We start from the raw sequence: 12,657 nt of genomic DNA, 5'->3' as shown, positions 1-12,657 counted from the left end.
TAATGCCTCCCTGTTATGGAGAAGTGCGGGAAAAACGGGCCAGCAGCCAGCGGGTGATGAGCGGCAGCAGCCCCAGTAGCGTGAAGGCAAAAACCACGCCGGGCGAGAGGATATCACGCAGCGAGGCGATCTGCCCCAACTGGTGCCCGGCATTCAGATAGACAATCGCCCCCGGCAGCATGCCGAGCTGGCTGACCCACCAGTAGCGTCTCACGCCAAGTGTAGTCACTCCGGCCAGCAGGTTGACCACAAAGAACGGGAACAGCGGCACCAGGCGCAGGGCAAAGAGATAAAACGCCCCGTCGCGGGAGACGCCTTGGTTGACGGTGCGCATCGGCCCGGCAAAGCGGCGCTGCACCCAGTCACGCAGCAGGTAGCGGCTGGTAAGCATTGCCAGCGTCGCGCCAAGCGTCGAGGCGAACGAGACCAGCACAATCCCCGGCCACAGGCCGAACAGCGCCCCGCCGAGCAGGGTCAGTAGCGCTGCGCCCGGCAGCGACAGGGTGGTGACCAGCACATAGACAATAAAAAAGAGCGCGGCGCTTTTTAACGGTGCCTGCTGGCAGTAAAGCCGCAGGGCCTGATGCTGCGCCTGGAGATTTTCCAGGGTCAGCGTGCCGGGAGGCAGTTGCGTAAAGATGATGCTAAATGCGCCCAGAAGGGCGCATATAAGCAGAAATTTACCGCGATGTATCCGCATTTACTTCACGTCGAAGGTTGCCCATACCGGGGCATGGTCAGAGGGTTTTTCCATGCTGCGGATCTCGTAGTCGATCCCGGTTTCGATGCAGCGCTCCGCCAGTGGGGCGCTTGCCAGCAGCAGGTCGATGCGCAGGCCGCGGTTGTCATCAAAGCCTTTAGAGCGGTAATCAAACCACGAGAAACGATCCTGGGTTTCCGGGTTGGCGGTGCGGAAGGTATCCACCAGACCCCAGTCCAGCAGACGTCCCATCCACTCGCGCTCTTCCGGCAGGAAGGAACACTTTCCGGTGCGCAGCCAGCGCTTGCGGCTGTCCTCGCCGATGCCGATATCCAGATCGGTATGGCTGATGTTCATGTCGCCCATGATCAGCACCGGATTCTCTTTTTTCAGCTCGGTTTCGAGGAAGGACTGCAGATCCTGATAGAACTTCTCCTTCGCCGGGAACTTCAGGGGATGGTCGCGGCTCTCGCCCTGCGGGAAGTAACCGTTGATCACGGTGATGTTGCCCAGCGGTGAGGGAATTTCCGCCATGATGATGCGGCGCTGGGAATCTTCACCGTCACCCGGGAAGCCGCGGCGCACCGAAACCGGCGTCTCTTTGGTGAGCAGGGCCACCCCGTAATGGCCTTTCTGGCCGTGATAGAAGACGTTGTAACCCAGTTTTGCCACCTCTTCGAGGGGGAACATATCGTCGTGAACTTTTGTCTCCTGCAGGCCGATCACGTCAGGCTGATGCTGGTCGACGAGGGCTTGCAGTTGATGAGGACGGGCGCGCAGGCCGTTGATATTAAAAGAGACAAATTTCATAGTCGCTGCCAGTGCAAGGTGAATAGTGCAAGGATGGTAGCAGAATTTCCGACGGCTGACTCCCGCCGCTGCGTATGTTCGGCCAATTACTGCGACAGCTTGTATCAACGGTGCAATTTCTGCACCGTTCTGGCGCGTAACGCCCTCTGATGGCGCGTAAAAGCTATACAAATTTCGCGAGCGATCACAATTCCAGAATTATATTTGGCCTATGCATAATATTTCTGTTTTTCCTTCGGTAAAGCGCCGCTTGTTGTAAAAATATTCACTTTTTATGCAATAACAGTGAATAACTCCATATTGTAACCTGTTGATATTTCGTTACCTCATCCCGTTTATGCATTTTTATCGCTGGCTGGCACGAACGCTGCAATCTACATTCACAGGGCAAACACATAAATATTTAACATTTTATCAACCTTTTATTTACCGGATGAGGTCGCTATGTCTCTGTCAGTTACGCGTGAAAACTTTGATGAATGGATGATGCCGGTTTACGCCCCGGCGGCTTTTATTCCGGTACGGGGAGAGGGCTCGCGCCTGTGGGATCAACAGGGTAAAGAGTATATCGACTTCGCCGGCGGTATTGCGGTCAATGCCCTGGGACACGCCCATCCGGCCCTGCGTCAGGCGCTGAACGACCAGGCGGCGAAGTTCTGGCATACCGGCAACGGCTACACCAACGAACCCGCGCTGCGTCTGGCGAAAAAACTGATCGACGCCACCTTTGCGGAAAAAGTGTTCTTCTGTAACTCGGGCGCGGAGGCCAACGAAGCCGCGCTGAAACTGGCGCGCAAATATGCTCACGATAACTTCGGCAGCCAGAAGAGCGGCATTGTGGCCTTCAAAAATGCCTTCCACGGCCGCACCCTGTTTACCGTCAGCGCCGGCGGGCAGCCTTCCTATTCCCAGGACTTCGCGCCGTTGCCGCCGGATATCCGCCACGCGGTCTATAACGATCTGCAGTCTGCCAGCGAGTTGATTGACGATACCACCTGCGCGGTGATCGTCGAGCCGATGCAGGGTGAAGGCGGCGTGCTGCCCGGGGATAAAGCCTTCCTGCAGGGGCTGAGCGAGCTGTGCGATCGTCACAACGCGGTGCTCATTTTTGACGAAGTGCAGACCGGCGTCGGGCGCACTGGCGAGCTGTATGCCTATATGCACTATGGCGTCACGCCGGATGTGCTCTCTACCGCCAAGGCGCTGGGCGGCGGCTTCCCGGTCGGGGCGATGCTGACCACCGACAAATTTGCCCGCGTGATGACCGTCGGTACCCACGGCACCACCTACGGCGGCAACCCGCTGGCGTCGGCGGTGGCAGGTCAGGTGCTGGATATCATCAACACCCCGGAAGTGCTGAACGGCGTGAAGCAGCGTCACGACTGGTTCGTCGAGCGTCTGCAGGCCATTAACAGCAAAACCGGCCTGTTCAAAGAAATTCGCGGTCTGGGGCTGCTGATCGGTTGTGTACTCACGGACGAATTCGCCGGAAAAGCTAAACTTATTTCACAGGAAGCGGCAAAAGCGGGCGTGATGGTACTGATCGCCGGGGCTAACGTGGTGCGGTTTGCGCCTGCGCTGATTGTCAGCGAAGAAGAGGTGCGGACCGGGTTAGATCGCTTTGCGCTTGCCTGTGAACAGGTGAAGTCCGGGGTGTCATCATGATGGTCATCCGTCCCATTGAGCGCGGTGATTTACCCGCCCTCATGCAGCTTGCCGGTAAGACGGGAGGCGGGCTGACCTCGCTTCCCGTTGATGAAAATACGCTCTCGGCGCGCATCGAGCGCTCCATCGAGACCTGGCAAGGGACGCTGCCGAAAGGCGAACAGGGTTATGTGTTTGTGCTGGAAGATACCGACACCGGCACCGTCGCAGGGATCTGCGCCATTGAGGTGGCGGTGGGCCTGAACGATCCCTGGTACAACTACCGCGTGGGCACGCTGGTGCATGCCTCGAAAGAGCTGAACGTCTACAACGCGCTGCCGACGCTGTTTCTCAGTAACGATCACACCGGCAGCAGCGAGCTGTGCTCGCTGTTTCTCGACCCGACGTGGCGCAAAGAGGGCAACGGCTATCTGCTCTCCAAATCGCGCTTTCTCTTTATGGCCGCCTTCCGCGATCGCTTTAACGAAAAAGTGGTCGCCGAGATGCGCGGCGTGATCGACGAAACCGGCTTCTCGCCGTTCTGGAAAAGCCTGGGCGAACGCTTCTTCTCCATGGAGTTCAGCAAGGCGGACTACCTGTGCGGCACCGGGCAGAAAGCCTTTATCGCCGAACTGATGCCGAAACACCCCATCTATACCCATTTCCTCAGCCCCGAGGCGCAGGCGGTGATTGGCGAAGTGCATCCGCACACTGCCCCGGCGCGCGCGGTGCTGGAAAAAGAGGGCTTCCGCTACCGCAACTATGTCGACATCTTCGACGGCGGCCCGACCCTGGAGTGCGATATTGACCGGGTGCGGGCGATCCGTAAAAGCCGTCTGGTGGAGGTGGCCGAGGGCCAGCCTGCGCCGGGGGAATTTCCCGCCTGCCTGGTGGCAAACGAGCAGTATGACCATTTCCGCGCCACGCTGATCCGCGTGGACCCTGATTGTGAACGTCTGGTGCTGACACCTGCGCAACTGGATGCCCTGAAATGCCGCGCTGGCGATCGTATTCGCATGGTGCGCCTGTGCCCCGAGGAGAAAACGGTATGAACTTATGGATTAACGGCGACTGGGTCACCGGCGAAGGTGAGCAACGCAGCAAACACAACCCGGTAGGCCAGGAGTTGCTGTGGCAGGGGGCGGACGCCAGTCCGGCGCAGGTTGAACAGGCCTGCCGCGCGGCGCGCGGCGCGTTCCCCGGCTGGGCGAAGCTGCCGTTCAGCGCTCGCCAGGCGATTGTCGAGAAATTTGCTGCCCTGCTGGAGGCGAATAAACAGGAGCTGACCAGCATTATTGCCCGCGAAACCGGCAAGCCGCGCTGGGAGGCGGCGACCGAAATCACCGCCATGATCAACAAGGTCGCCATTTCGATAAAGGCGTACCACACCCGCACCGGCGAGCAGCGCACCGAGATGGCAGACGGTGCCGCCACGCTGCGCCATCGCCCGCACGGCGTGCTGGCCGTGTTTGGCCCCTATAACTTCCCCGGTCATCTGCCGAACGGCCACATCGTGCCCGCGCTGCTGGCGGGCAACACCCTGATCTTCAAGCCAAGCGAGCTGACGCCGTGGAGCGGTGAGGCGGTGGTCAAACTGTGGGAGCAGGCCGGGCTGCCGCCGGGCGTGCTGAACCTGGTGCAGGGCGGACGTGAAACCGGCCAGGCCCTGAGCGCCCTCGGCGACATCGACGGGCTGCTGTTTACCGGCAGCGCCGGGACCGGCTACCAGCTGCATCGCCAGCTCGCCGGTCAGCCGGAAAAAATTCTGGCTCTTGAGATGGGCGGCAACAATGCGCTAATCGTTGACGACCCGTCGGATATCGACGCCGCGGTTCACCTGACGATCCAGTCAGCCTTTATTACCGCCGGGCAGCGCTGCACCTGCGCCCGTCGCCTGCTGGTAAAAAGCGGGGCAGAAGGCGATGCCTTCCTGGCCCGTCTGGCCGAAGTGAGCGGACGCCTGCTGCCGGGCGCGTGGGATGCCAGCGACCAGCCGTTTATCGGCGGGCTGATTTCCGAGCAGGCGGCAAAAAATGTCTATCACGCCTGGCGGGAGCATGTCGCCCGTGGGGGCCAGTCGCTGCTGGAACCGCGTCTGGTGAAAGCGGGCACCTCTTTACTCACCCCGGCCATTGTTGAGATGACCGGCGTGCGCGACGTGCCGGATGAAGAGGTCTTTGGCCCGCTGCTGTGCGTCTGGCGCTACGACGATTTTGACCAGGCCATCGCCATGGCGAACGCCACGCGCTACGGCCTGTCCTGCGGGCTGATCTCCCCGGATCGCGAGCGCTTTGACCAGCTGCTGCTGGAGGCCCGCGCCGGGATCGTCAACTGGAATAAACCGCTCACCGGCGCGGCCAGTACCGCACCCTTTGGCGGGGTGGGGGCCTCCGGCAACCATCGCGCCAGCGCCTGGTATGCGGCAGATTACTGCGCCTGGCCGATGGCGAGCCTCGAGACCGCCGCCATCGTCCTGCCGGAGCAGCTGAATCCGGGTCTCGATTTTACACGGGAGAAGCGTCATGAAAGCGCGTGAAGTTAACTTCGACGGGCTGGTGGGGCTGACCCACCACTACGCCGGGCTGTCGTTCGGCAATGAGGCCTCTACAAAGCACCGCTTTCAGATCTCCAACCCGCGGCTGGCGGCAAAGCAGGGTCTGTTAAAGATGAAGGCGCTGGCCGATGCGGGCTTCCCTCAGGCGGTGATCCCGCCCCAGGAGCGGCCCAACGTCGGTGTGCTGCGTCAGCTTGGCTTTACCGGCACGGACGAGCAGGTGGTGGAAAAGGCGGGCACCCAGATGCCGCAGCTGCTCTCCGCTGCCAGCTCGGCTTCCTCTATGTGGGTGGCCAACGCCGCCACGGTGGCCCCGTCTGCGGATACCCTCGACGGGAAAGTGCATCTGACGGTGGCGAACCTCAATAACAAGTTCCACCGCGCCAGTGAGGCCGGCACCACGGAACAGGTACTGCGCGCCATCTTCCGCGATGAATCCCGCTTCAGCGTGCATACGGCGCTGCCGCAGGTGGCAATGTTCGGCGACGAAGGGGCGGCCAACCATAACCGTCTCGGCGGCGATTACGGCGAGCCGGGCCTGCAGCTGTTTATCTATGGCCGTGACGAGGGGGCTGGCCGCGCGCCTGCCCGCTACCCGGCCCGTCAGACCCTGGCCGCAAGCCAGGCCGTGGCCCGCCTGAATCAGGTCAATCCGGGGCAGCTGATATTTGCCCAGCAAAACCCGCTGGTGATTGACCAGGGGGTGTTCCATAACGATGTGATTGCGGTATCAAATCGTCAGGTGCTGTTCTGCCACGAGCAGGCGTTTGTCGATCAGCCCGCGCTGTTGCAGTCCCTGCGCGATCGCGTGCCCGGCTTTATGCCTATTGTGGTGCCGACCGGGGCGGTCCCGGTGCAGGACGCGGTGGCAACCTACCTGTTTAACAGCCAGCTCCTTAGCCGCGACGACGGCAGCATGATGCTGGTTCTGCCCCAGGAGTCGCAGAACCACCCGGGCGTCTGGCGCTACCTGAGCCAGCTGGTGGCAGAGGATAACCCCATCAGCGAGCTACGGGTGTTCGATCTGCGTGAAAGCATGGCCAACGGTGGCGGTCCGGCGTGTCTGCGCCTGCGCGTGGTGCTGACCACCGAAGAGCAGCGGGCGGTGAACCCGGCGGTGATGATGAACGATACCCTGTTCAACACGCTTAACGACTGGGTGGATCGCTACTATCGCGACCGTCTGACCCAGGCCGATCTGATCGACCCGCTGCTGCTGCGGGAAGGGCGCGAGGCGCTGGATGCCCTGACGCGCATTTTGCAGCTCGGCTCCGTCTATCCGTTCCAGCAATAAAGGAGGCGTTATGGAAAACTTTCTGGCGCTGACGATGGCCGATGAACCCCCCGCCCAGCGCGAAGGCCACGGGGCGTCGTTTCACTGGCGCTGGCTGGCACGCGGCGTGCTGGAGCTAATCCCGGAGGCGGCAAGCGAGCGCGCCCTGGTGCTCTCTGCCGGGATCCACGGCAACGAAACGGCCCCGGTGGAGATTGTCGATCTGCTGGTCAGGGCGCTGTTTCGCGGTGAACTGACCCTGCGCTGCCGTCTGCTGGTCATCTACGGCAATCCTCCGGCGCTGCGGGCCGACAAGCGCTACCTGACCTGCGATATCAATCGCCTGTTCAGCGGGCGCGGAGCGCAGTTTCCGGCCTGCGATGAGACCGCACGGGCGGCGTTGCTGGAGACGCTGGTTGAGGCGTTTTACCAGAAGGCGGGAGCCGATCGCTGGCATCTCGATCTGCATACCGCCATTCGTGCCTCTTATCATGAGCGATTTGGTGTGTTGCCCCAGCGCAGTCAGCCCTGGGACGAGGCCTTTATTGAGTGGCTGGGGGATGCCGGGCTTGAAGCGCTGGTGTTTCATCAGGCGCCTGGCGGTACCTTTACCCATTTCACCTGCGAGCGTTTTGGCGCGCTTGCCTGCACGCTGGAGCTGGGGAAAGCGCTGCCGTTCGGGCATAACGATCTGACGCGCTTTGCCACCACCCATCAGGCGCTGCGGGCGTTGCTGAGCGGTGTGGCCTCGACGCCGCACGCTGAGCCAGTGGAGCAGTATCGTGTGGTGCAGCAGATCACCCGGCGCAGCGAGGCCTTTGTCCTGCATATGGCCGGGCATACCCTCAACTTTACCCCTTTCCGCCAGGGCGTTTTACTGGCAGAGGATGGGGACGAGCGCTACGAGGTGCAAAAGCCGACCGAGTACGTGCTGTTCCCCAATCCGGCAGTGGCCTTTGGCTTACGCGCCGGGCTGATGCTGGAAAAAATCGGCTGATAAATATCTGGCCCCAATAAGCGCAACGCGGCGGGGCCGGTTATTCACGCACTCATGTCATTATCACTGCTTTTATTACAGATTATTCCTGGCTGTTTGCTTTATTATTAATCTGTTTGTCGGTATACTCCTTCACAATCTCTTTAAAATCATGTTATTGCATATTTCTGTTTCAACTCTCCACGCTTTATCCTTATTTTCTCCATATTTGACGATAATTTGTTTTTTACACTTTCATTGTTTTACCGTTGCTCTGACTAATTGACGATAAACCCCGTAAAGTGAATCTCGTCAACACGGCATAGCGCCGAAGAATAACTGAAAGGAAGGACAAAATTATGCGTAAATTAACTGCACTGTTTGTTGCCTCTACCCTGGCTCTGGGCGCTACCAGCGCGGCGTTCGCCGCAGATACCGCCACCACCACGGCAGCACCAACCGAAGGCAAAATGATGCATCATAAAGGTAAGCCGGGTATGCATCACGACATGATGTTTAAAGACCTGAACCTGACCGATGCGCAGATACAGCAGGTTCGCGACATCATGAAAAGCCAGCGTGACCAGATGAAGCGTCCGCCGGTAGAAGAGCGTCGCGCAATGCATGACATCATCGCCAGCGACAGCTTCGATAAAGCGAAAGCCGAGGCGCAGGTAGATAAGATGGCCGAGCAGCATAAAGCCCGCATGCTGGCGCACATGGAAACCCAGAACAAGATCTACAACATTCTTACCCCGGAACAGAAAAAGCAGTTTAATGCCAATTTTGAGAAGCGTCTGACAGAACGTTCAGCGCCGGAAGGTAAAATGACCCCACCAGCCGAATAATCGGTTCAGCCATTCAAGACCGCCGGAGTCCTGTTCACCCAAGCGTATTCGCTGTGGACAGGTCCGGCGGTTTTTTCTTTTCCTGCCTCTTGCCAGCCGCCACCATCCCGGTATTCTCCTGTTATCGATCTGCAGAATGTGTTTGAAATGTCTGACGTTACTTTTTTTCACCGTCGGACTAAGGCCCACCCGCACATCTGCCGATATTGATCCGCAGCGACCTAATGATAACAAACAATAAGCAACCGCCCCCGGCGGGATGCTCTGGCGCGCATTGCGCCATTTGGAGTGGTGATGGACTTTTTTGATATCCGCAAAATGCCGGTTAACCTCTGGCGCAACGGCGCAGGCGAGACGCGCGAAATATGTTGTTTCCCTCCGGCAACCCGGGACTTTACCTGGCGCGCCAGTATTGCGTCCCTTGCCAGCAACGGCGATTTTTCCGTTTCGCCCGGCATCGACCGGGTGATTACCCTGCTGGAAGGGGGTGAAGTGAAGCTGGATGGCGGGCAGGCGTTTAACCACACCCTGCGACGTCATCAGCCCTTCAGCTTTGCCGGAGAGTTGCCGGTCAAGGCGGAGCTGCTGGAAGGGCAGATGTCGATGGACTTTAACATCATGACCCGCCGGGACATCTGTCGGGCGAAGGTGCGGGTGGCGGATCGCACCTTCACCACCTTTGCGTCACGCGGCGGGGTGGTCTTTGTGCTGAGCGGGGCCTGGCAGTTGGGCGACAAATTGCTCACCGCCGACCAGGGCGCGTACTGGCATGACGGCGATCACACCCTGCGGCTGCTCAAGGCAGAGGGCACCCTGCTGTTCAGCGAGATTTTCTGGCTTCCAGGTCACTGAGCGGAATGATCTCATAGTTCCCGGCCAGCAGCGGCTTGCAGAGAATTTTATACCCATCCTGATCAAAACCGGCGGGGGCGCGCAGCAGTTCCGCCGCCTCGTCGAGGCTTTCCACCGCGCCCAGCCAGAGCCAGTTATGGATGATATGGTAGTGGGTCATCTCCGGGCGCGACTCTTTCAGCGCCACGGCGCAGTCCCACGGCCAGCAGGTGACGCCAATCGCCTGCAACCCTTCAACCAGCCGCTGCTGGTGATCCTCAACGCTCTCTTTTCCGCAGCACGCCCCCGCACAACGCTTCAGCGCCGAACGGAAACAGGCCCGCCCGCGGGTTAACGACTCCAGCCCGAGCAGGCCATAACAGAGCTGGCGCTCATCGGCCAGCGCCTGCAGGGTTTGCAGCGCCGCCCGGCGATTAGCAAACAGGCCAAACAGGTTCGGGGTGTGGGAGAAATCCACCTCCCGGGCATACACAATCTGCGGTTTTCCCTCGGTGATCTGCAGCGAGCAGAGCTGGCGATTGCGGCGTAACCGTTTATTGAACAGCGGCTGCTGCTCCTTGATTAAACGTGCTTCCAGCAGCAGCGCGCCCAGCTCACCGGCGGTTTGCGTCCAGGTGATCCGCCGGGACTGGCGCAGCATGGCGGCCTCGTCCGGGGTGCGCAGATGCGACAGCACCCGGCTGCGAATATTGACGCTCTTGCCGATATACAGGGGCATGGCGTCGCTTTCGCCATGAAAGAAGTAAACGCCAGGCTGTTTGGGCAGAGCCTCAAGCCACGGGCGAAGATGTTCGGGATATTCATAGATGGCGGCCGCTTCGAATTCAAGCCGCGGTGCCGATTGACGCCTGCTCACAACATACTCCTGATACTGTTCAGGCATACAGTGTAGCAGCAGTTATGTGGTTAAAAAAGAGGCGGCAGACGCCGCCCCTGCAGAATTACTGTTTCCAGAAGTCGTCGAATACCGTGATCGGCGGACGACGTTTGTGCTCAGTCTTCAGGTACCAGCCTTCAATAATGCGGGCGGTGCCTTCGTCCAGGGTCTTGCCTTCCAGATAATCATCAATGTTTTCATAGGTCACGCCCAGCGCGGCTTCGTCTGGCAGGGAAGGGCGATCGTCTTCCAGGTCCGCGGTTGGGGCTTTCTTATAGAGATGCTCCGGGCAGCCCAGCGCGGCCAGCAGCTGTTTGCCCTGGCGCTTGTTGAGACGGAACAGCGGGTTGATGTCGGTGCCGCCGTCGCCATATTTGGTGAAGAAGCCGGTCAGCGCCTCTGCGGCATGGTCCGTCCCCACCACCACGCCGCTGGTCATCCCGGCGATGCTGTACTGGGCTTTCATACGCTCGCGGGCTTTTTCGTTGCCGCGGACAAAATCGCTCAGCTCAATGCCGGCTTCACGCAGCGCTTTTTCGCTGGCCAGCACCGCTTCTTTAATGTTCACGGTCAACACGCGATCGGGCTGAATAAAGGCGATGGCATCCTGGCAGTCCTGCTCGTCGAACTGTACGCCGTAAGGCAGGCGCACGGCGATAAACTGCAGGTCGTTGTTGCCTGTCTCTGCACGCAGTTCACTGATAGCCATCTGGCTCAGTTTACCGGCGAGCGTGGAGTCCTGTCCGCCGCTGATGCCCAGCACCAGCGTTTTCAGGAACGGGAAGCGGGTAAGATAGGATTTCAAAAAATCAACGCTGCGGCGGATCTCGTCTTCCGCATTGATGGTGGGTTTGGCACCCAGCGCCTGGATAATCTCTTGTTGTAGAGCCATCTGGCCCCTCCGTTACACAAATTTGCCTGATGAATGTTCTGTTAAAGCTAACCTGTCATGCGGAAAACGACAAGGATCACAGATTTGAATGCAGCGAATTAGAGCGATTCAGCAGGTTATATTGGTTTTACAGGAATTTTCCTAAAAAACTCTGCCGTCACGCTTAGGGTTGAAAAATGTGGTTTTCTATTCCAGGCTTACTTAACACGCTGATAAACAAGAGGACGGAATATGAACAAGAACGTAGCAGGAATGTTAGGCGCAGCGGCTGTACTGACTTTACTGGCGGGCTGTACCGCCTATGACCGCACAACAGATCAGTTTAAAGAGCCAGTAGTAAAAGACGTTAAAAAAGGGATGACCCGTGCTCAGGTTGAGCAACTGGCCGGTAAGCCGTCATCAGAGGTGACGATGATCCACGCTCGCGGTACCTGCCAGACCTACATCCTGGGTCAACGGGATGGTAAAACCGAGACCTATTTTGTTGCATTAGATGACACAGGTCACGTTATGAACTCCGGCTATCAGACCTGTGCCGAATACGACACCGATCCGCAGGCGCCTAAAGCCTAATCAGGCTCCTTCCTGAGCAGACAGACAAACCGGCCCTCTGGCCGGTTTTCTTTTTGCCGCCCCGCAATCTTATTTCTTATCGCGAATTATTTGCCTGAAATGTGAAGGCAGTCATAACCGCAGGTCAATGAGAGACAATTCCAAAACATTCTGGATTATCCCCAGCAATTCCCTTGCCGTATACTCATCCCATCAGACAGGCCAGCGAGACGAGACGCCAGGTAACGGCGCTGATATTGCGGCTAACGCGGTGGCCATATAAGAGGGAAGTCATTATGGAAAAGAAACATATCTATCTGTTTTGCTCAGCGGGCATGTCAACGTCACTGCTGGTGTCAAAGATGCGCGCGCAGGCAGAGAAGTACGAAGTGCCGGTTGTGATTGAAGCCTTCCCGGAAACCCTGGCGGGTGAGAAGGGCACCAGCGCAGACGTCGTGCTGCTGGGTCCGCAAATTGCGTATATGTTGCCGGAAATTCAACGTCTGTTACCGAATAAACCGGTGGAAGTGATCGACTCTGTGCTGTACGGCAAAGTGGATGGTTTGGGTGTTCTTAAAGCTGCTGTAGCGGCGATTAAAAAAGCTGCTAATTAATTTAATTTTTTATTTTTCCCGTCAAAGAGCAATTTCACACACACTTACGCCGCAATATTATTGCG

General features: G+C 58.7%; 13 protein-coding genes. 9 read left to right on the top strand and 4 right to left on the bottom strand.

The window, feature by feature from the left end; all coding sequences use genetic code 11:
- Positions 1 to 13: 13 nt before the first annotated feature.
- Together K5I40_RS07875 and xthA are read right to left on the bottom strand one after the other, a co-directional pair.
- Positions 14 to 694, bottom strand: a complete 681-nt coding sequence (locus K5I40_RS07875; RefSeq protein WP_375540630.1) for a TVP38/TMEM64 family protein — start codon at positions 692 to 694, stop codon at positions 14 to 16.
- Between the two features lie 6 nt (positions 695 to 700).
- Positions 701 to 1,510 carry an exodeoxyribonuclease III gene (gene xthA / locus K5I40_RS07870; protein ID WP_039029044.1) on the bottom strand — a complete coding sequence of 270 codons (810 nt, stop codon included), beginning with the start codon at positions 1,508 to 1,510 and terminating at the stop codon, positions 701 to 703.
- A gap of 444 nt (positions 1,511 to 1,954) precedes the next feature.
- Here xthA and K5I40_RS07865 point away from each other — a divergent pair, with 444 nt between their 5' ends.
- The 7 genes from K5I40_RS07865 (at position 1,955) to ves (ending at position 9,657) form a co-directional block, all read left to right on the top strand.
- Complete coding sequence (locus tag K5I40_RS07865; RefSeq protein ID WP_223074253.1) at positions 1,955 to 3,175, top strand: aspartate aminotransferase family protein; 1,221 nt, start codon at positions 1,955 to 1,957, stop codon at positions 3,173 to 3,175.
- Positions 3,172 to 4,206 carry an arginine N-succinyltransferase gene (astA, locus tag K5I40_RS07860; RefSeq protein ID WP_223074252.1) on the top strand — a complete coding sequence of 345 codons (1,035 nt, stop codon included), beginning with the start codon at positions 3,172 to 3,174 and terminating at the stop codon, positions 4,204 to 4,206. Before K5I40_RS07865 ends, astA begins: the two co-directional genes overlap by 4 nt.
- Positions 4,203 to 5,690: a succinylglutamate-semialdehyde dehydrogenase gene (gene astD, locus K5I40_RS07855; protein ID WP_223074251.1), complete on the top strand. Its 1,488-nt coding sequence runs from the start codon at positions 4,203 to 4,205 to the stop codon at positions 5,688 to 5,690. Before astA ends, astD begins: the two co-directional genes overlap by 4 nt.
- Complete coding sequence (astB, locus tag K5I40_RS07850; RefSeq protein WP_223074250.1) at positions 5,677 to 7,002, top strand: N-succinylarginine dihydrolase; 1,326 nt, start codon at positions 5,677 to 5,679, stop codon at positions 7,000 to 7,002. Before astD ends, astB begins: the two co-directional genes overlap by 14 nt.
- 10 nt (positions 7,003 to 7,012) lie before the next feature.
- Positions 7,013 to 7,978 (top strand): succinylglutamate desuccinylase, encoded by a 966-nt coding sequence (astE, locus tag K5I40_RS07845; RefSeq protein ID WP_223074249.1) that lies wholly within the window; start codon positions 7,013 to 7,015, stop codon positions 7,976 to 7,978.
- A 338-nt stretch (positions 7,979 to 8,316) separates the two neighbouring features.
- A complete protein-coding gene (gene spy, locus K5I40_RS07840) occupies positions 8,317 to 8,805 on the top strand; it encodes an ATP-independent periplasmic protein-refolding chaperone Spy (RefSeq protein WP_223074248.1) in 489 nt (162 codons plus the stop codon).
- 294 nt (positions 8,806 to 9,099) lie between these two features.
- Complete coding sequence (gene ves, locus K5I40_RS07835) at positions 9,100 to 9,657, top strand: environmental stress-induced protein Ves (RefSeq protein ID WP_138368773.1); 558 nt, start codon at positions 9,100 to 9,102, stop codon at positions 9,655 to 9,657.
- On the opposite strand, the gene cho is transcribed toward ves, so the two are convergent.
- Together cho and nadE are read right to left on the bottom strand one after the other, a co-directional pair.
- Positions 9,626 to 10,513 carry an excinuclease Cho gene (gene cho / locus K5I40_RS07830; protein WP_138368774.1) on the bottom strand — a complete coding sequence of 296 codons (888 nt, stop codon included), beginning with the start codon at positions 10,511 to 10,513 and terminating at the stop codon, positions 9,626 to 9,628. The genes ves and cho overlap by 32 nt on opposite strands.
- An 85-nt stretch (positions 10,514 to 10,598) precedes the next feature.
- On the bottom strand, positions 10,599 to 11,426 hold the full coding sequence (nadE, locus tag K5I40_RS07825) for an ammonia-dependent NAD(+) synthetase (protein ID WP_039029053.1): 828 nt from the start codon (positions 11,424 to 11,426) through the stop codon (positions 10,599 to 10,601).
- A 231-nt stretch (positions 11,427 to 11,657) separates the two neighbouring features.
- Between nadE and osmE the strand changes: the two genes are divergently transcribed.
- Both osmE and chbB read left to right on the top strand, forming a co-directional pair.
- Positions 11,658 to 11,999, top strand: a complete 342-nt coding sequence (gene osmE / locus K5I40_RS07820; protein WP_039029054.1) for an osmotically-inducible lipoprotein OsmE — start codon at positions 11,658 to 11,660, stop codon at positions 11,997 to 11,999.
- Between the two features lie 275 nt (positions 12,000 to 12,274).
- Positions 12,275 to 12,592, top strand: a complete 318-nt coding sequence (chbB, locus tag K5I40_RS07815; RefSeq protein ID WP_039029055.1) for a PTS N,N'-diacetylchitobiose transporter subunit IIB — start codon at positions 12,275 to 12,277, stop codon at positions 12,590 to 12,592.
- The last annotated feature ends 65 nt before the right edge of the window (positions 12,593 to 12,657 follow it).

It is taken from the genome of Leclercia sp. LTM14, assembly GCF_023736175.1.
GTDB lineage: Bacteria > Pseudomonadota > Gammaproteobacteria > Enterobacterales > Enterobacteriaceae > Enterobacter > Enterobacter barmai.
Note: the sequence above shows the minus strand (reverse complement) of the source record. Positions and strands in the feature narration are given on the sequence as shown.